Annotated in this window: 15 protein-coding genes; 4 read left to right on the forward strand and 11 right to left on the reverse strand. The window is 65.5% G+C overall.

Annotation, left to right across the window (positions count from 1 at the left end; all coding sequences use genetic code 11):
- Window positions 1-22: 22 nt before the first annotated feature.
- From folE to hpaR, 11 genes are all read right to left on the reverse strand, one after another.
- Window positions 23-649: a GTP cyclohydrolase I FolE gene (gene folE, locus CIT37_RS28095; RefSeq protein ID WP_095424908.1), complete on the reverse strand. Its 627-nt coding sequence runs from the start codon at window positions 647-649 to the stop codon at window positions 23-25.
- Window positions 650-785: 136 nt separating this feature from the next.
- Complete coding sequence (locus CIT37_RS28100) at window positions 786-1,676, reverse strand: alpha/beta fold hydrolase (protein ID WP_038947777.1); 891 nt, start codon at window positions 1,674-1,676, stop codon at window positions 786-788.
- 105 nt (window positions 1,677-1,781) lie between these two features.
- Window positions 1,782-2,609, reverse strand: coding sequence for a hypothetical protein (locus CIT37_RS28105; protein WP_028143234.1), 828 nt, complete (start codon window positions 2,607-2,609; stop codon window positions 1,782-1,784).
- Between the two features lie 215 nt (window positions 2,610-2,824).
- The gene (locus tag CIT37_RS28110) at window positions 2,825-3,703 is read right to left on the reverse strand and encodes a transglutaminase family protein (protein WP_095424907.1); all 879 of its coding nucleotides are present in this window, start codon (window positions 3,701-3,703) and stop codon (window positions 2,825-2,827) included.
- Window positions 3,700-6,222 (reverse strand): circularly permuted type 2 ATP-grasp protein, encoded by a 2,523-nt coding sequence (locus CIT37_RS28115; protein ID WP_095424906.1) that lies wholly within the window; start codon window positions 6,220-6,222, stop codon window positions 3,700-3,702. Before CIT37_RS28115 ends, CIT37_RS28110 begins: the two co-directional genes overlap by 4 nt.
- A gap of 27 nt (window positions 6,223-6,249) precedes the next feature.
- A complete protein-coding gene (locus CIT37_RS28120) occupies window positions 6,250-9,519 on the reverse strand; it encodes a transglutaminase family protein (protein ID WP_095424905.1) in 3,270 nt (1,089 codons plus the stop codon).
- 278 nt (window positions 9,520-9,797) lie between these two features.
- Window positions 9,798-11,102, reverse strand: coding sequence for a methyl-accepting chemotaxis protein (locus CIT37_RS28125; RefSeq protein ID WP_161966489.1), 1,305 nt, complete (start codon window positions 11,100-11,102; stop codon window positions 9,798-9,800).
- Complete coding sequence (locus tag CIT37_RS28130; protein ID WP_028143239.1) at window positions 11,080-11,598, reverse strand: PAS domain-containing protein; 519 nt, start codon at window positions 11,596-11,598, stop codon at window positions 11,080-11,082. Before CIT37_RS28130 ends, CIT37_RS28125 begins: the two co-directional genes overlap by 23 nt.
- 228 nt (window positions 11,599-11,826) lie before the next feature.
- The gene (locus CIT37_RS28135) at window positions 11,827-13,350 is read right to left on the reverse strand and encodes a D-arabinonate dehydratase (protein ID WP_028143240.1); all 1,524 of its coding nucleotides are present in this window, start codon (window positions 13,348-13,350) and stop codon (window positions 11,827-11,829) included.
- A 162-nt stretch (window positions 13,351-13,512) separates the two neighbouring features.
- On the reverse strand, window positions 13,513-14,289 hold the full coding sequence (locus CIT37_RS28140; protein WP_008549964.1) for an HpcH/HpaI aldolase family protein: 777 nt from the start codon (window positions 14,287-14,289) through the stop codon (window positions 13,513-13,515).
- Window positions 14,290-14,540: 251 nt separating this feature from the next.
- A complete protein-coding gene (gene hpaR, locus CIT37_RS28145) occupies window positions 14,541-15,071 on the reverse strand; it encodes a homoprotocatechuate degradation operon regulator HpaR (RefSeq protein ID WP_095424903.1) in 531 nt (176 codons plus the stop codon).
- A gap of 111 nt (window positions 15,072-15,182) precedes the next feature.
- Here hpaR and hpaH point away from each other — a divergent pair, with 111 nt between their 5' ends.
- The 4 genes from hpaH to hpaD all read left to right on the forward strand — a co-directional run bounded on the left by hpaH (window position 15,183) and on the right by hpaD (window position 19,053).
- The gene (hpaH, locus tag CIT37_RS28150; protein WP_095424902.1) at window positions 15,183-15,989 is read left to right on the forward strand and encodes a 2-oxo-hept-4-ene-1,7-dioate hydratase; all 807 of its coding nucleotides are present in this window, start codon (window positions 15,183-15,185) and stop codon (window positions 15,987-15,989) included.
- Between the two features lie 30 nt (window positions 15,990-16,019).
- Window positions 16,020-16,418, forward strand: coding sequence for a 5-carboxymethyl-2-hydroxymuconate Delta-isomerase (locus tag CIT37_RS28155; RefSeq protein ID WP_028143243.1), 399 nt, complete (start codon window positions 16,020-16,022; stop codon window positions 16,416-16,418).
- Window positions 16,411-17,949: a 5-carboxymethyl-2-hydroxymuconate semialdehyde dehydrogenase gene (gene hpaE, locus CIT37_RS28160; protein WP_095424901.1), complete on the forward strand. Its 1,539-nt coding sequence runs from the start codon at window positions 16,411-16,413 to the stop codon at window positions 17,947-17,949. Before CIT37_RS28155 ends, hpaE begins: the two co-directional genes overlap by 8 nt.
- Before the next feature lie 120 nt (window positions 17,950-18,069).
- Window positions 18,070-19,053: a 3,4-dihydroxyphenylacetate 2,3-dioxygenase gene (hpaD, locus tag CIT37_RS28165; RefSeq protein WP_038947765.1), complete on the forward strand. Its 984-nt coding sequence runs from the start codon at window positions 18,070-18,072 to the stop codon at window positions 19,051-19,053.
- Window positions 19,054-19,298 lie beyond the last annotated feature (245 nt).

Consider the following 19,298-nt stretch of genomic DNA (forward strand, 5'->3'; position numbering starts at 1 on the left):
CGTCTCCTTGAGCAGTCGCGGGTCAATCGTTCGAATTGGCGAGCCCCAACAGTTCCTGGCGCGTCAGCGCATTGTCGCGGAATACGCCCAGCATGCGGCTGGTGACGAGATCGGTCCCGGGCTTGTGCGCGCCGCGCGTCGTCATGCAGTGATGCGTCGCCTTGATGATGACGCCGACGCCTTCAGGCTTGAGCACGTCGTTGATGGTATTGGCGATCTGCGCGGTCATCTTCTCCTGGATCTGGAGGCGCTTCGCGTAGATGTCCACCACGCGCGCAAGCTTGCTGATGCCGACGACACGGCCCTGCGGGATATAGGCGACCCAGGCGCGGCCGACGATCGGCGCTATGTGGTGCTCGCAATGGCTCTCGAAGCGAACGCCGCGCAGCACGATCATCTCGTCATAGCCTTCGATCTCCTCGAAGGTCTTTTGCAGGATTTCCGTCGGATCCTGCGCATAGCCGGAAAAATACTCTTCGAAGGCACGTGCGACCCGGTCCGGCGTGTCACGCAGACCGTCGCGCGCGGGATCGTCACCGGCCCAACGGATCATGGTTCGGATCGCCTGCTCGACCTCCGGCCTGTCAGGCCGTTCGACCGGCGCCTGCGCCACCGCGACACGTTCCAGCTTGCGCACTTGTGACTTCATCGAGATCCTCCCCTGCAACGCGCCGCATACAGAAGCGGCTCCTCAGCTTGGACGGCTGCAGTCGCAAAAGGTTCCCAGGATCAGGAAAAATCGGAGGGATGGCAGACAAGCCGGCTGGCCGGGCGAGAAACGACCTTTATGAGGCCGCTTTCCGGACCTCGACCACCGCCTGCGCCCATTCGGCCGGCCGCTCCTGCGGCAGGTTATGGCCGGCATCGGCGAAGACACGCCGCTCGAATGGGCCCTCGAACTTGCGCGCGTGATGAGCGGTGCCGGGATTGACGCCGTCGCTGTCGCCGTCGATCGCGATGGTCGGGACGCGGATCGGCGGTTGGCCCGCGAGCTTCGCCTCGATCGCGGCATAGGCGGGGTCGCCCGCGACCAGCGCGTAGCGGTGGCGGTAGGAGTGGATCACGACATCGACGAAGTCAGGATTGTCGAACGACACCGCGCTCCGTTCGAACGTCGTGTCGTCGAACGCCCATTTCGGCGACCACATCGCCCAGAGCTGGCGGGCAAAGCCACGCCGGTTGCGCTCCAGCGCGCGGCGGCCGCGCTCGTTGTGAAAGAGATATTGATACCAGAGTGCCGCCTCTTCCGGCGGCGAGGCCGGCTCCATGGCGCGGGCGATGTTCTGGATGTTGTAGGAGTTGCCGGAGACGAGGCCGACCACGCGCTCCGGATAGAGCGCAGAGACCACGCAGGCCGCGCGCCCGCCCCAGTCATAGCCGCCGACGACGGCAAGCTTGATGCCGAGCGCGTCCATGAAGGCTAGCAGATCCGCGCCGAGCGCCGCCTGCTCGCCGGAGCGCGGCGTGTCCGCGAAGCGAAATCGCGTCGGCCCGTAGCCACGCAACCAGGGCACCAGCACCCGCGCGCCGGCCTCGGCAATGATCGGCGCGGTCTCGGCATAGGCGTTCACGTCATAGGGAAAGCCGTGGCCCATGATGCAGGGCCAGCCGTCGGGCGCACCGTATTCGCGATAGGCGATGTCGAGGATGTCCGTGGTGACGGTTTTTTGTTGCATGATTTGCTCACGGAGTTGTGCGGTCGTAGGCCGGATGAGCGAAGTGATATCCGGAATCTGGCGCGGCCGGCCACGGATGTCGCTACGCTTATCCGGGCTATAGGGCTATCTCTGCGGGCCTGATAGCGAGATGTCGCGCTCGGCGCGGAAGACATTGCTGTAGAGGTTGGCGATCCATTGCCGGCCGATCTCGGTCTTGTTGAGGTAACCGATCTCGGTCTGGATGTGCGGTGCGACGCTGTTCCAATAGAATTGTGGATAGCGGTTCACGATGTCGGCCGGTGAATCGTAGCCGAGCTGGCGATTGATGCCGACTTCCTCGAACTCGTAATAGAGCGCGTTGGCCTTGCGCAGATAGTTGGGATCGCCGAGCTGGCCGATGAAATCGGCGGCGCGCAGGATCGAGGCATCGACGTCATACTCATGGCCTTCCTGGGCCGGAAAGCGCGTTCCCTCGATAGCGCGGGCGATGCGTTCAGGATCGAGACCGGGAATGTGCTGCAGCCGCCGCGAGACATAGAGCTTCGAGCGGTCGACGTGATACATCATCAAGCTGGCGTCGGAGGCACCACGCGGCAACGAGATCTTGGTGTCGGCGGCATCGATGACGAAGCCGTCGATGTCATCCTCCTCAAACAGCCCGCGGACATAGCCGATATCGTGGGCGAGGCAGGCGATCAGGACATGGACGTAGTCCTCGGCCGTCAGGTGGGTATGGAGATTTCGGCCACTGAGGATCGAATGGCCCGCCAGCGTCACCAGCATCGTATGTTCGATATTATGGTAAAGGGCATCGCTGTTACCGATGCATTCCATCGCGGTGCGGGTTGCGCTCTCGACCATGCTTGCAGCGGTCTCGCCGTACCGACGCCGCATAAACGTACCCAGCAGCTTCTCCAGGGATTCAGCCGCCAGTCTCGGCAACGTCATCATGGATGCAGCCCCGCGTGTCGGTGGTGTCCCATGTCAGCTCCCGAAGTCTCGTTCTTGTCCTCGACGCAACGACCCAGCATAGCCCATCTTGGGCCGAGTGACCAAACCCCCGGGAACGCGATTACGGAAATATGTTACCGTTGTGCTATGCAAGATCGCGGTTGCGGTGAAGGCACGGCACACCCCGGCGGCGAGCCCGGCCGACGAGGCCGCGTTTATTCCACCATCACCACGTCCACGGCGACGCCGAGCTTCTGCTTCGGCGAGCCGACGATGATGCCGTCGACCGGCGAGACGTCCGAAAAGTCGCGCCCGACCGCAAGCACGATATGGTCGTTGGCAATCAGCAGATCGTTGGTCGGGTCGAAATCGACCCAGCCAAGCTCCGCCCCGCACCACAGCGACACCCAGGCATGGGTGGCATCGGCGCCTTGCAGGCGGGTCTGGCCCGGCGGCGGAATGGTGCGTAGGTAGCCGCTGACATAGGCCGCCGGCAGACCGAGCCCGCGTAGCCCTGCGATCATCACATGGGCAAAGTCCTGGCAGACGCCGTGTCGCTTGTCGAAGACCTCGTTCAGCGGCGTCGAGATCACCGTCGCCTTGGGGTCGTAGCGAAACTCGGTGCGGATGCGATGCATGAGATCGACCGCGCCCTCGAGGATGCCCGCGCCCGGCGCAAAGCTCATCCCCGCATAGGCGCTGACCGGACGCAGCACCGGCACCAGCGGGCTCCCGAAGACATAGCCGACCGGCGAGGACGGCCCGAGGCTGGTCGCCTCGAAGGCGATGTCGCGGATGCTCTCCCAGCTCGGGCTGCCCGCATCGCGCGTCGGCGGCTTACGTGACACGGAGACACGCGAACGCGAGTCGATCCGCAAATTGCGATGCGCCGCTTCGATCACCACACTCTCCGTCAGAGTGCCGAAGAAATCGCGCCGGACGTGGCGCTCGGCGGGACGCGGGCGGATATCGACCTTGTGCGAGATCAGCTCCTGGCCGCCGCCGCTCCTCGGCTCCAGCCGCAGCGTGCAGCGGGCGAAGCTGACCGGATTCTCGTACTCGTAGGTGGTGACGTGACGGATGTCGTAGATCACGCCAGCCCCGTCAGCTTTTCCGGCCGGGCGGCATTGGGGCCGTGCGGGAAGTAGTGCTGACCGATCGCCTCGGCGAGGCTGAGCAGGTCCTGCTCCAGCGCGAACAGCGACTTGACCTCGAGCTTCTCGGCCTCCGCGGTCGCCAGCATCGCCTGCATCGCCACCGCAAGGCGCTGCGGCTTCTCGATCAGGCCGTGCTCCTTCAGGCTCGGCAGCGCGGCGATGTGCTCGTTCAGCGTCGTCACCTGGAACGCCACCGAACGTGGATTGTAGCCGTCGAGCACGGCGAGGTCGCGCACCGGCGCCAGGATCGGCGCCAGCAGATAGCGCGAGCGATAGGTGATCTGGCAATCCACAAGCGTCAGCAGGATGTCGAGATCCTCATCGCCGGCCTCGTCATAGGCGAACTGGCGGGTGAAGCGCGTGGTGTTGATGGCGCGCTCGGTGCGGCGGCCGATGTCGAGAAAGCGCCAGCCGGCGGCGCGGTTCATGTTCTCCTGCGCCAGCCCTGCGAGGCTCGCGAGTTCCTGCAAGGTCAGCTCGGCCGCGCTCAGCACGCCGTCGTCGCCCTCGACCTGGTAGGCCAGGCGCTCGGCCATCTCGGTGATGACCTGCCAGGCATCGGGCGACAGCCGCTCGCGCAAGGAGGTCGCCGTGCGCTGCGCCGCGCGCACCAGCGACAACGCCGAGCCGAAACGTTCCGCGCTCTGCAACGCTTCGGCGGTGATCCGCCCGGGCGCGGCGCGCGAGGTTTGCGAGATCGCGCCCCAGGCCACCAGCAGGCGCTGGATGCGTTCGCCAGATTGCAGCGAGGCCGCGGTGCCCTTGTTGGGCCCGCTCGGCGAGCCCAAAGCGCGCACCAGCCGCAGCGTCGCCTCGGCGCGTTCGAGATAGCGGCCGAGCCAGAACAGATTGTCGGCGGCGCGGCTCGGCAGCACGCCGGCGATGCGGCGGATGCGGACCTTGTCGGTCGCCGGCAGCAGCGTCGCGGTCGAGACCTGCTTGTCGGAGACCACCCAGACGTCGGCGGCGCGCGCGCCGTCGCCCATCGACACCGCGCGCGCATCCGGCTGCTCGGCGATGCGACAGAAGCCGCCGGGCATGATGGCCCAGCCGTCGGGCGTCGCCGCCGCGAACACGCGCAGCACGAAGGGCCGCGGCGTGATCTGGCCCTGCTCCCACACCGGCATGGTCGACAGCCGCACCACCTCCTGGCCGACATAATCCATGCCGCGTGCGGCGATGGCGTCGATCAGGCGCTGGCGGTCGCTCGCATCCAGCTCGCTCGCGAGCACCGGTCCCGCGCTGTCGAAACCGGGCACGCCGCGCCGGTAGGCGCCTTCGATCGCGACCTCGTCGAGCCGCGACAGCACCTCCTCGCGCGCGCTGCGCTGGCCGCACCACCAGGTCGCGATGTGCGGCATCTTCAGCTCTTCGCCGAGCAGGCGGCGGCTGAGCGCCGGCAGGAAGCCGAGCAGCGCCCGCGCCTCCAGCACGCCCGAGCCCGGCATGTTGGCGACGACGACGCCGTCCTTGCGCAGCACGTCGATCAGGCCGGGCACGCCGAGATGCGAGGAGGCATCGAGCTCGAGCGGATCGAGCGAATTGGAATCGACCCGGCGCAAGAGCACGTCGAGCCGCTTCAGCCCGGCGACGGTTCGGATGTGGACGCGGTTGTCGCTGACCGCGAGATCGTCGCCCTCGACCAAGAGGAAGCCGAGATAGCGCGCCAACGTCGCATGCTCGAAATAGGTCTCGCTGAAGCTGCCGGGGGTGAGCACGCCGATCCGGGGCTCGTCGCGGTCGGCGCGCGCGCGCAGGCTGTCGCGAAACGCCTCGAAGAACGGCGCGACGCGCGGCACATTCATCGACTTGTAGAGGTCGGAGAAGGCGCGCGAGAGCACCAGACGGTTCTCCAGCGCGTAGCCCGCCCCCGACGGCGCCTGGGTGCGGTCGCCGAGCACCCACCAGCGGCCGTCGGGTCCGCGGCCGACGTCGGCGGCATAGATCGACAGATAGCGCCCGCCCGGCGGCGGCACGCCGCAGACGGGGCGGAGATATTCGGGACTGCCGGCAATCGCGGCCGCCGGCAGCGCGCCTTCCGCGACCAGCCGGCCCTCGCCATAGATGTCGCGCAGCACCAGTTCGAGCAGCTCGGCGCGCTGGGTGATGCCGGCGCAAAGCTGCTGCCAGTCGGCCTCGTCGATCAGGAGCGGCAGATGGCTGATCGACCACGGCCGGTCGGCGCTGTCGCCGGGCGCACGGTAGGTGACGCCGGCCTCGCGCAGATGGCGGTCGGCCATGCCGAAGCGACGCTCGATCTCGTCGGGCGCGAGCGCGCCGAAGGCATCGAAGAAGCGGCTCCAGACCGCACGCGGGGCGCCGTCGGGGCCCAGGAACTCGTCGGGGATGCCAGGCAAGCGGCGATAGTCGCGGACCCATTGGGCAAAGCGGCGCTGGCCCTCACGCTGGCCTTGCGCCCTACCCGCCTTGTCCTGCTCGGCTGCGCCCTCGCTCATGCGCCTCTCCCTGCCCCACCATCATACTCATTGCAGGAGCGGGGTCCGCAAGTCGAGGGTCAGCGGAAACTCATTTGTGCGTTCCTCGGGCGGCGGCTGGACCGGCCCCGGCGTATGGCCGTGGTCCTGGAAACGCGCCAGCCGCCGCGCCTCGGCCTCGTAGGTGTTGACCGGCTTGGTGTCGTAGCTGCGGCCGCCGGGATGGGCGACGTGGTAGACGCAGCCGCCGATCGAGCGGCCGTTCCAGGTATCAATGAGATCAAAGGTCAGGGGCGCATGCACCGGAATGGTCGGGTGCAGGCCGGAGGCCGGCTGCCAGGCCTTGAAGCGGACCCCGGCCACGGCCTCGGCGGAGCGGCCGGTCGAGGTCATCGGCAGGCGGCGGCCGTTGCAGGTGACGATGTGGCGGCCCTCGACAAAACCCTCCGCCTTGACCTGAAGCCGCTCGACCGATGAATCGACATAGCGCACGGTGCCGCCGGCCGAGCCCTCCTCGCCCAGCACGTGCCAGGGCTCCAGCGCCTGACGCAGCTCCAGCGTCACGCCGCCATGATGGACGCGGCCGAACGCGGGGAAGCGGAATTCGAGCTGGGCCAGATACCATTCCGGCTCGAACGGATAGCCGAACTGCTTCAGCTCGGTGAGAACGTCGAGAAAATCCTCCCAGATGAAATGCGGCAGCATGAAGCGGTCATGCAGCGCCGTGCCCCAGCGCACGAACTTGCCGGCCTGCGGCTCGCGCCACATCTTCGCGATCAGCGCGCGGATCAAGAGCTGCTGTGCCAGCGACATGCGCGGATCGGGCGGCATCTCGAGCGCGCGGAATTCGACGAGGCCGAGCCGGCCGGTCGAGCCCTCCGGCGAATAGAGCTTGTCGATGCAGATCTCGGCGCGATGGGTGTTGCCGGTGATGTCGACGAGCAGATGCCGGAACAGCCGGTCGACCAGCCATAGCGGCGTCTGGGTGCCCGGTGGCGGCACGTGCGCGAGCGCGATCTCGAGTTCGTAGATGCTGTCGTGGCGGGCTTCGTCGATGCGCGGCGCCTGGCTGGTCGGGCCGATGAACAGGCCGGAGAAGAAATAGGACAGCGACGGATGCCGCTGCCAGTGCAAGACCAGACTCTTGAGCAGATCAGGCCGGCGCAGGAACGGCGAGTCCTGCGGCGAGGAGCCGCCGACCACGACGTGGTTGCCCCCGCCGGTGCCGGTGTGGCGGCCGTCCACCAGGAAGCGGTTGGCGCCGAGGCGAATCTTGGCGGCATCCTCATAGAGCCCGACGGTGATGTCGACCGCCTCACGCCAATTCCTTGCCGGCTGGACGTTGACCTCGATCACGCCGGGATCGGGCGTCACCTTGATGACCTCGACCCGCGGATCGAAGGGCGGCGGATAGCCCTCGACATGGACCTGGAGCTGCATCTCTTCCGCCGTGGCTTCGAGCGCCGCGATCAGCTCGAGATAGTCTTCGATCCGCTCGACCGGCGGCATGAAGGCGCAGAGCACGCCGTCGCGGACTTCGATCGACAGCGCAGTACGCACCGGAACAGACGTGTTGAGATGCTCGGGCTCGACCCGCGGCGGCGATTCCGGGCGCGCCGGAAGGCTGAACACCGGCAGCTTGCCGCGCGCCTCCATCGGATCCCGCTCGATAATGTAGGGATATTGATTGGGCGGGACGTAGCCGAGCGAGCCGAGCGGCAAGCGCAGGCCGAGAGGCGAATCGCCGGGCATCAGGAACAGATGATTGCGCCGGAGAGCCCAACGCTCGCTGCGCCAGCGCGGCGACGCGTTCCAGCGCTGCACCGGCAGCACGAAGCCGCGCGGCGTGTTGAGGCCCTGCTCGAACACGCGCGCCATCCGCGCGCGCGCTTCCGGATCGGACAATTTGGAGTCGGACGGATCGACGTTGACGGGCAACTCGGCTTCCTTCTGGAGCCAGTAGGCAGTGTCCTCGTAAGCCGGGATGATGTAGCCGGGATCGAGCCCGAGCCGTGCCACCGTACCCTCCATGAAGGCCTCAGCATCCTTCGTCTCGGCGCGCCGCGGATTCCCGATCCTGGCGATCAGGTCGGCATTCTTCCAGATCGGCACCCCGTCCTTGCGCCAGTACAGGCCAAACGCCCAGCGCGGCAGGCTCTCGCCCGGATACCATTTGCCCTGGCCGTAATGCAGAAGGCCGCCGGACGCGAAGCGCGTGCGCAGGCGGCGGATCAGATCGTCGCCCAGCGCGCGCTTGGTCGGGCCGACGGCCTCCGTGTTCCACTCGGCAGCTTCGAGATCGTCGACCGAGACGAAGGTGGGCTCGCCCCCCATGGTGAGCCGCACGTCCTGCGCGGCGAGATCGCCGTCGACCTGCTCGCCGAGATCGTTGAGCCGCGCCCAGGATTCGTCGGAGAAAGGCTTGGTGATGCGCGGCGCCTCGCGAATGCGGCGCACGCTCATGTCGAAGGCGAACTCGACCTCGGCAAAGCCGGCGCTGCCGGAAATCGGCGCAGCCGAGCGGTAATGCGGCGTGGCGGCGACCGGGATGTGGCCCTCGCCCGCGAGCATGCCGGAGGTCGCGTCGAAACCGATCCAGCCGGCGCCGGGCAGATAGACCTCGGCCCAGGCGTGCAGGTCGGTGAAGTCGTTCTCCACTTCCGGCGGTCCCTCGATCGGATCGATGTCCGGGCGGATCTGGATGAGGTAGCCGGAGACGAAGCGCGCGGCGAGCCCGAGATGCCGGAAGGTCTGGATCAGGAGCCAGGCGGAGTCGCGGCAGGATCCGGCGCCCGAGGCGAGCGTCTCCTCCGGCGTCTGCACGCCCGGCTCCATGCGGATGATGTAGCGGACCTTCTTCTGAAGTTCGCGATTGAGCTCAACCAGGAAGTTGACGGTGTTCGGAGCGTCCTGCGGGATCGAATCGAGATATTTCGCAAACAGGCGATCGGGCTTGATGGTCTCCAGATAAGGCGCCAGTTCGGTCTTCAGGTCGTTCGGATAGTCGAACGGAAAGCTGTCGGCATAGGGCTCGACGAAGAAGTCGAACGGGTTGACCACGGTCATCTGCGCCGTGAAGTCGACCTCGATCTTCAATTCGGTCGTCTTCTCCGGGAAGACATAGCGGGCGAGCCAGTTGCCTTGCGGATCCTGCTGCCAGTTCACGAAATGGTTGGCTGGCGTGACCTTGAGCGAATAGCTCATGATCGGCGTGCGCGTATGCGGCGCCGGCCGCAGGCGGATGGTCTGCGGGCCGACGTCGATCGGGCGATCGTATTTGTAGTGCGTGACGTGGTGTAATGCGACGTAGATCGACACGGGGTGCGATGCTCCAGCAGCTTTTTTGAGCAGAACACCTGATGTCAGCGCGATCAAGCACTAACAACGGGCAGGGCGTGCCTAGGAAGTATCCCGTCAGCCCGGCGGGCGAACTACGATGTCGGAGTTTGGCGCTCTGAACCTTCCGCGACGCCATGGCCGGGCTTGTCCCGGCCATCCACGCCCTTCGCTGCAGTATCAAAGAACGTGGATGCCCGGGACAAGCCCGGGCATGACGACCTCTTGTGGGGCCACGCAATTACCCTCTTCGCGCGGCCCTACGCCGCCGACGTCAGCCGCTGCAAAAACTGCGTCACCTCGCGCCGGAGGGTCTCGACTTCGCCGTGGACGCGTTCGGAGGCGCTGTTGACGCGGCTGGCGACGCGCCCCGTATCGGCGGCGGCTTCGCTGATGCCTGACACGTTGGAGGACACTTGCGAGGTGCCGACTGATGCTTCCTGGACGTTGCGGGCGATCTCGCGGGTCGCGGTGCCCTGCTCCTCGATCGAGGCGGCGATGCTTGCGGTGATACCGTCGATCTCTGCGATGGTCTGCGCAATCGCCTCGACGGCTGCGACCGAGTTGGTGGTCGATTGCTGCATCTCGCCGACCTTGGCGCTGATCTCCTCGGTGGCCTTCGCGGTCTGGTTGGCGAGGCTCTTGACCTCGGAGGCCACGACGGCGAAGCCGCGGCCGGCCTCGCCTGCCCGCGCCGCCTCGATCGTGGCGTTGAGCGCCAGCAAATTGGTCTGCTCGGCAATTTCGCTGATCAGCTTGACGACGTCGCCGATCCGCAGCGCGGCATCCGCGAGGCTGCGAATCTCGCTGCCGGCACGATTGGCTTCATCGACGGCGCGCCCGGTGCTCGTGGTCGAGCCGGCCACCTGGCGGCTGATCTCGGCGATCGAGGATGCGAGCTGTTCCGCGGCGCTCGCCACCGTCGCAACGTTGTTCGACGCCTGATCGGACGCACTGCGCATGCCGGAGGTCTGACGGTTCGTCGTCTCCGCCGCCGCCGCCATCTGGCCGGCATCGGATTCGAGGTCGGTCGCGGCGCTCATCAGGCTGCCCGCGACTTCGTCGAGATGAGTGCCGAACTGCTTTGCGAGGCCGGCGATCTCGACCACGCGGCGACCGAGGCTGTCGGTGCCGGCATTGATGACGGTGGCCGAGCGGCGGAACGAACCGGGCAATCCGCGCGCGAGGATCTTGCGGAAATACTTGCCGCGGCTGGCATAGTCCATCGATGCCGAAGCCTCGCGGACGAAGGCGTCGGCGATGTCGAGCATGTCGTTGACCGACGTCTGGATGGCGCCGATCCGGCCGGCCTGGCGCTCGCTCAGGATCCGCGCTTCGAGATCGCCGCGCGCCGCCTTGCGGCAGACATCGGCGACCTCATCGACGGCCACCGCCGTGCGATGCTGACACCAGAGCGCGTAGCCGAGCAGCAGGATCGCCGCGCCGAGCGGCGCTGCACTGATGATTCCGGTCCAGCCGAGCAGCGAGAGGACGAACGCGATGCTGGCGAGAAGGCACGCGACTGCGGTCGCTCCCTGCGCCTTAGAGAGAGAGCACAAATTCATCGTAACCGACACCGTTTTGCTTGAGCAGACCGACCATCATTTCGAAGCTCGCACGCATGCCGTCCTTGGCATTGGCGTGGCGCGCCTCTTCCGCGCAGAGCGCCTTGTAGATCGGTTTGATTTTCTCGACCGGCGCCGGATCGGGCCTGCGTCGATTGGAATGATAGCCGATGATGTTGCCGTGATCGTCGAGCGTCGGGGTGACATGGGCGAACACCCAATAGTGGCTGCCATCTGCCGCTAGATTGACGACGTAGGCGAAGATTTCCTGCTTGGCCTGGAGCGTATCCCACAGCAGCTTGAAGACGCAGCGCGGCATGTCGGGATGGCGGATCAGGCTGTGGGGCGCGCCCATCAGCTGCTTCCAGGGGTATTTCGCCATGCGGAGAAAGACGTCATTGGCGTAGGTGATGCGGCCTTTGAGATCGGTCTTCGATACAATCAGCTCCTCCTCACCGAGGAGATTTTCCACCCCCGTGGGACGTATCGCTTGCATCGGTTCGATCCTTAAAGGCCGGCCCACCACGCTGTGGAGCCGCATCGCCCCCTGTCTACGGCAACAGTGTTAATCAGGTGTAAGCCGCGGATCCCTAGCGAAGGAACCTCGCCTCCGTATCATTACGTAGCGAACGATCGGTGCAATTCGCGCAACCACACGCGCCGCTCATCGGCCGCGCGTATCCCCCAATGACACGCAATTGCATGTGTGGTGCGCGAAGCGCGGCTACATCGTCGCGCCGAGCACCCAGGGCGCGAACTCGGCACCGCCGAAATCAAAGCTCTCGCTCTTGGTCGGCTGGCCCGAGGCCGTCTTGAGGATGAGATCGAAGATGCGCTGGCCGCATTGCTCGACGCTCTCCTCGCCTTCGAGGATGGTGCCGCAATTGACGTCCATGTCCTCTTCCATGCGCTTGTACATGGGCGTGTTGGTGGCGAGCTTGATCGAGGGCGCCGGCTTGCAGCCGAACACGCTGCCGCGGCCCGTGGTGAAGCAGACGAGATTGGCACCGCCGGCGACCTGCCCGGTTGCCGCGACAGGGTCGTAGCCGGGCGTGTCCATGAAGACGAAACCCTTCTTGGTGATGGGCTCGGCGTAACGCAGCACCTCGACGAGGTTGGTGGTGCCGGCCTTCGCCATCGCACCGAGCGATTTTTCAAGAATGGTGGTGAGGCCGCCGGCCTTGTTGCCGGGGCTCGGATTGGCGTTCATCTCGGCGCCTTCGCGCTCCGTGTATTCGTCCCACCAGCGCATCAGGTCTACCAGCTTCTCGCCGACCTCGCGGCTGACGGCGCGTCGCGTCAAGAGATGCTCGGCGCCGTAGGTCTCCGGCGTCTCCGACAGGATCACGGTGCCGCCGTGGCGCACGATGAGGTCGCTCGCAGCTCCGAGCGCGGGATTGGCCGATACGCCAGAATAGCCGTCCGAGCCGCCGCATTGCAGGGCCACGGTGAGCTCGCTCGCCGGCACCGTCTCGCGCTTAACCTTGTTGGCGTCAGCCAGCGCTTCGCGCACGAAGGCGATGCCTGCCTCCACGGTCTTGCGGGTACCGCCGACCTCCTGGATGTCCATCGCGCGCAGGCGTCCTGCGAGCTTCTGCTCCTCCATCAGACCACCGATCTGGTTCACCTCGCAGCCGAGGCCGAGCACGATGACGTGGGAGAAATTGACGTGGCGCGCATAGCCGCCGAGCGTGCGGCGGAGCAGCGCCAAGGGCTCGTTCTGCGTCATACCGCAGCCGGTCTTGTGAGTCAGCGCGACCACGCCGTCGACATTGGGGAAATCGGCCAGCGGATTGTCGCCGGTGAAGGGATTCTTCTTGAAGACGTCGGCGACGAGGCTTGCGACATGCGCGCTGCAATTCACCGAGGTGAGGATGCCGATATAGTTGCGCGTGGCGACGCGGCCGTCCGGGCGGCGGATGCCTTCGAAGGTCGCCGGCAGGTCGAAATTCGGCGTCGGCTTGACGTCGGCGCAATAGGCGTAGTCTTTTGAAAAGTCGCCCATGCCGATGTTCTGCACGTGCACGTGCTGGCCCGGCGCGATCGGAATGGTCGCAAAGCCGATGATCTGGCCGTAGCGGATGACGGGCTCGCCCACCGCGATCGGCTTGATCGCGACCTTGTGCCCGGAGGGGATGCGCTCGACCGTGGTCACGCCGTCGGCGACGACGGTGCCGGGGGGCAGGCTGGCACGCGCGATCACCACGCCATCATCGGGATGCAGGCGGATGACGGGGCTGATGGTCATGGATATCTCCTGTATCGAAATGATCGTGCCCCGGACGCAGCGCAGCGTGAAACGATGCGCTGCTGATCCGGGGTCTGGTTGTTACGTCATGCGCTTTGTTAGCGACTGGGTCCCGGCTCTGCGCTGCAGCGCTTTGCGCTGCAACGTGTCCGGGACACGAGATCAGGCCTTCCCGCCCGAATCCTTGCGGGTGGCATTGACCTGCATCTTGGCGTAGGTCGTCATCAGGCCGACCTCGTTCGAGAGCGTCACCAGCTTGAAGCCCATGTTGATGGCGCGCGCCGCGCCTTCGGCGCCGCTGCAATGGATGCCCGGGTTGAGGCCGCGCTTGCCGCATTCCTTGATGATCTTCTCGTAGATCGCGAGTATCTCGGGCTCGCTGCGGTCGAGCTTGGGCTCGAGGCCGTAGGAGAAGCCGAGATCGGACGGACCGATATAGACGCCGTCGATGCCTTCGACGTCGAGGATCGCTTCCATGTTCTCGACCGCGGTCTTGGTCTCCATCATCGGCAGCAGGATGGTGTCGGCATTCGCGGTCTTCTGGTACGAGCCCGCGGTGCCGTACATGCCGGCGCGGATCGGGCCGTTGGAGCGCACGCCCTGCGGCGGATATTTGGAATAGGAGACGAGGTTCCTGGCTTCCTGCGGCGTGTTGACCATCGGGCAAATCACGCCATAGGCGCCGCCGTCGAGCACCTTGCCGATGATGCCGGGCTCGTTCCAGGGCACGCGGACCATCGGCGTCACCGGATGCTTGTCCATGGCCTGGAAGCATTGCACCATCGACAGATAGTCCTGCACGCCATGCTGCATGTCGACGGTGACGCTGTCGAAGCCGCATTGCGCGATCATCTCGGCCGAGAAGCCGGAGGGTATAGCGAGCCACGCGTTGACCACGGCCTTGCCCGACTTCCAGATTTCCTTGACCTTGTTCGCCACGTTGCCTTCCTTCTTTGTTGTTTGGACCGTGTCATTTGGACCGTCGTCACCATGACGAGCGCCGCGACAGCACGACCCGCTGTTAGCGCGAACCGGGCCGCCGCGCTACGCTCGCAATGACGCAACGCCTATGCGGCCGCCTTCTGGCGCCGGGAATCGGCGCCTGATCGACCGCCAGCCTGGACCGCCATTTGCGCGAAAATGCGCATTCATGTCTATGGCTTGGAGCACCCGGACGGGCATATCTGCTGTCACTCCTCGGAACTTGCCTCCTCGGCGCCGCCGAGCTCTGCAAGACTCTGTTCGAGCGCGCCCAGCATATCCTGCAACTCAGCGAGCTTGCGCGCGCCAAAGCGCCGCGTGATCTCGGCATAGATCGCCTCCGAGGTCGGCGCCACCGAGGCCATCAGCTTCACGCCCTCTTTCGAGATCGAGACCATGCTGCGACGCTGGTCCGCCTTGGCGGTCTTGCGTTCGATCAGATTGCGCGCCTCGAGATCGCGCAGGATGCGCGACAGGCTCGGTCCCAGCAGGAACGCCGTGCGCGCGAGTTCCGTGACCTCGACGGCTTCAATGGCCGCCAGTGCACGCAGGATGCGCCATTGCTGCTCGGTCAAGCGGTGCTCGCGCAGCGAGGGACGAAACTGCCGCATCACCGCTTCGCGGGCCCGCAGCAGCGACATCGGCAGCGAGCGCGAGAAATCGCGCATCGGCACCTGTCTTGCGGTAGGTCCTGCGGCAGGCGCGCTTCCGTTGGCCGGATCAGCCGGTCTCTTCACCATGATGCCCTTTCAAACCGCAAAATGTTTGCAGTGCAGCAAGCCGAAATTGTGTTTGACGCATTCACTTAACATGTTAAGTATCTCCCGGCACCCCAATTTGTAAGATCACAAATGGCGCTTTCCAACGACGATATCCAAGCTTGCGCGAGGCGTCTGCACGAGGCGGAGAAGACCCGCGTGCAGATCCGGCAGCTGTCGCAGGATTTCCCCGGCATCACCATCAACGACGCCTACGCGATTCAGAGGGCCTGGGTCGACGTCAAGATCGCCGAGGGACGCATCGTCAAGGGCCACAAGATCGGCCTGACCTCGAAGGCGATGCAGAGCGCGCTCAATATCGACGAGCCCGATTCCGGCGTGCTGCTCGACGACATGTTCTTCGCCGATGGCGGGATCATTCCGACCGAGCGCTTCATCGCCACACGCGTCGAGGCCGAGCTCGCCTTCGTCATGAGCAAGCGGCTCGCGGGGCCGGGCTGCACGCTATTCGACGTACTCAACGCCACCGATTTCGTGGTGCCGGCACTTGAAATTCTGGACACCCGCATCGAGCGCGTCGATCCCAAGACCAAGGCGACGCGAAAGATCTTCGACACCATCGCCGACAATGCGGCGAATGCCGGCATCGTGCTCGGCGGGCGGCCGATCCGCCCGCTCGACGCAGACCTGCGCTGGATCGGCACGCTCTGCTTTCGAAACGGCCAGCTCGAAGAGACCGGCCTTGCCGCTGGCGTGCTCAATCATCCGGCGACCGCCGTCGCCTGGCTCGCCAACAAGATCGCGCCGCTCGGCCTTGCGCTCGAACCGGGTCAGGTCGTGCTTGCCGGCTCCTTCATCCGCCCGATCGAGACCCGCAAGGGCGACACAATTCAAGCCGATTATGGCGCCTACGGCTCGGTCAGCTGCTACTTCGCTTAGACGCATAAAAATACAGGGAGTGAAACCGCGGTGCCGCATTTCACGATTGAATATTCGGCCAATCTCGATGGCCGCCTCGATATCGCGGCGGTGTGCGAGATCGTGCGCAAGGCGGCGGTCGAGACCGGCATCTTCCCGCTCGGCGGCATCCGCGTCCGCGCCATCAGGTGCGAGCACTATGCGATCGCTGATAACAGGCAAGACTATGGCTTTCTCGACATGGTCCTGCGCATCGGCGAAGGCCGCGACCTTCCCACGCGCCAGAAAGCCGGCGAGCACGTCTTCCAGGCACTCTCCCGCCATCTCGATCCCGTCTTCGCTGCCAGCAAGTTCGCTTTGTCGTTCGACATGCAGATCAACGACAAGGACACCAGCTGGAAGCGCAACAACATCCACGACGCCCTGAAAGTGGAAGCCGCCCATGGATAAGCCCAGCCCGAAAGCCGATGTGTTCCAGGCCAACCGCGACCGCGTCGCGCCGCTGCTGAAGAAGCTGCGCACTGAGGGCATCGGTCACATGATCGACGGCAAGACCGTGGCCTCGATATCAGGCGAGACGTTCGAGACGAAGTCACCGGTCGACGGCACGACGCTCGCGGGCGTCGCGCGGGGCACTGCCGAGGACATCGACCGCGCCGCAACGGCCGCGGCGCTCGCCTTCAAGTCCTGGCGCGACATGGGCCCGGCGATGCGGAAGAAGCTGCTGCATCGCGTGGCCGACGCGATCGAGGACAATGCCGACGACATCGCGGTGCTCGAATGCATCGACACCGGCCAGGCCTATCGCTTCATGGCCAAGGCCGCGATCCGCGCCGCCGAGAATTTCCGCTTCTTCGCCGACAAATGCGCCGAGGCGCGCGACGGCCTCAGCACGCCGAGCGACGAGCACTGGAATATCTCGACGCGCGTGCCGATCGGCCCGGTCGGCGTGATCACGCCGTGGAATACGCCGTTCATGCTCTCGACCTGGAAGATCGCCCCTGCCCTCGCTGCCGGCTGCACGGTCGTGCACAAGCCGGCCGAGTGGTCGCCGGTCACCGCCAGCATCTTGTCGAGGCTCGTCAAGGAGGCCGGCGTTCCCGACGGCGTGCTCAACACCGTCCACGGTTTTGGTGAAGAGGCCGGCAAGACGCTGACCGAGCATCCCGCGATCAAGGCGATCGGCTTCGTCGGCGAAAGCGCGACCGGCTCGGCGATCATGGTGCAGGGTGCACCGACGCTGAAGCGCGTGCATTTCGAGCTCGGCGGCAAGAACCCCGTGATCGTGTTCGACGACGCCGATCTCGACCGCGCGCTCGATGCCGTCGTGTTCATGATCTACTCGCTCAACGGCGAGCGCTGCACGTCATCGAGCCGTCTCCTGGTTCAGGCCGGCATTGCGGACAAGTTCACCGAGAAGCTCACCGCGCGCGTGAAGGCGCTGAAGGTCGGCCATCCGCTCGATCCCTTAACCGAGATCGGACCGCTGATCCACGAACGCCATCTGGCAAAGGTGTGCTCCTATTTCGACGTCGCGCGCCAGGATGGCGCTGTGATCGCCGTCGGCGGCAAGGCCCATGACGGCCCGGGCGGCGGACATTATGTCGAGCCCACCTTGGTCACCGGCGCGCACGGCAAGATGCGGGTGGCGCAGGAGGAGGTGTTCGGCCCGTTCCTCACCGTGCTTCCCTTCAAGGACGAAGCTGAAGCCATCGCGATCGCCAACGACATCCGCTATGGCCTGACCGGCTATGTCTGGACCAACGATGTCGGCCGCGCACTGCGCGTCGCCGACGCGCTGGAGGCCGGCATGATCTGGCTGAACTCGGAAAATGTCCGCCATTTGCCGACGCCGTTCGGCGGCATGAAGGCCTCCGGCATCGGCCGCGACGGCGGCGACTACTCGTTCGATTTCTACATGGAAACCAAGCATGTCTCGCTGGCACGGGGCACGCACAAGATTCAGAAACTGGGAATTTGAGTCATTCCGGGGCGTGCGAAGCACGAGCCCGGAATCCATAACCACAAGCCGGGGTTATGGATCCCGGGCCTGGCCCTACGGGCCATCCCGGGATGACAAGCCGAAAGAGGGGAAACGCAAATGCCCGTACCGCAACACATCTTCGAGCCGCCGTTCAACATCATCCGCTCCAGCCACGTCGTGCTCGACGTGACCGATTTGAAGCTGAGCCGCGAGTTCTACGAGACTATTGTCGGTCTGCATGTTGAGGACGCCGACGACAAGGTCGTGTACCTGCGCGCCGCCGAGGAGCATCAGCATCACTCGCTGGTGCTGCGCAAGGCGGCGGTGCCCGCCTGCGCCCGGCTCGGCTTCAAGGTCGGCAACGACGGAGATCTCGACAAGGCCGCCGCGTTCCTGTCCGAGAACGGCCTTGCCTACGCCTTCGTCGACCAGCCGTTCCAGGGCCGGACCCTGCAGTTCACCGATCCCTTCGGCTTCCAGATCGAGCTCTATGCCTCGATGGACCGGCGGCCGCATCTGCTGCGCCGCTACGACCTCTACCGGGGCTGCCATCCGCAGCGGCTTGATCATTTCAACGTCTTCGCCGCCGAGGTGCAGGACACCGTGGAGTTCTACGCCCGGCTCGGCTTTCGCCTCACCGAATACGCCGAGGAGGATGGACCGAACGGGCGCATCGCCGCGGCCTGGATGCATCGCAAGGGCAATGTCCACGACTTCGCGATCACCAACGGCAAAGGTCCTCGCCTGCACCATTTCGCCTACTGGACGCCGACGGCGATGAACATCATCCATCTCTGCGACGTCATGGCGTCCCAAGGCTTTGTCAAGAACATCGAGCGCGGCCCCGGGCGCCACGGCATCTCGAACGCATTCTTCCTCTATGTCCGCGATCCCGACGGACACCGGCTCGAACTCTACACCAGCGACTATTTCACGGGGGATCACGACCACGAGCCGCTGCGCTGGTCGCTGCGCGATCCCCGCCGCCAGACGCTGTGGGGCGCCCCCGCGCCGCGCTCCTGGTTCGAGCAGGGCTCGCCGTTTAGCGGGCAGGCCGTGCGTGAGCCGAAGTTTGTCGCGGACGTGCTGGTGGCGGACTGATGCCCATGACCAGCCGAGCTTCTCTTCCTGTCGTCCCTGCGAACGCACTAGGGCATGCACATATCTGGTGCGGCGGATTGACTCGGGTTCGCCCTGGGGGTTCCAGAATCGGAGATCTATGTGATTCCTATTGCGGCACTCCATGGTTTGGACGGGGGTGCTGCGATGTTGTCACGGATTGACTGGACGCTGGGCCGGTTCGGGGATCGTCGTCTCGATAAAGGGGGGCGGCGCTCGCTGAACGC

It is taken from the genome of Bradyrhizobium ottawaense, from assembly GCF_002278135.3.
Taxonomy (GTDB): Bacteria; Pseudomonadota; Alphaproteobacteria; order Rhizobiales; family Xanthobacteraceae; genus Bradyrhizobium; species Bradyrhizobium ottawaense.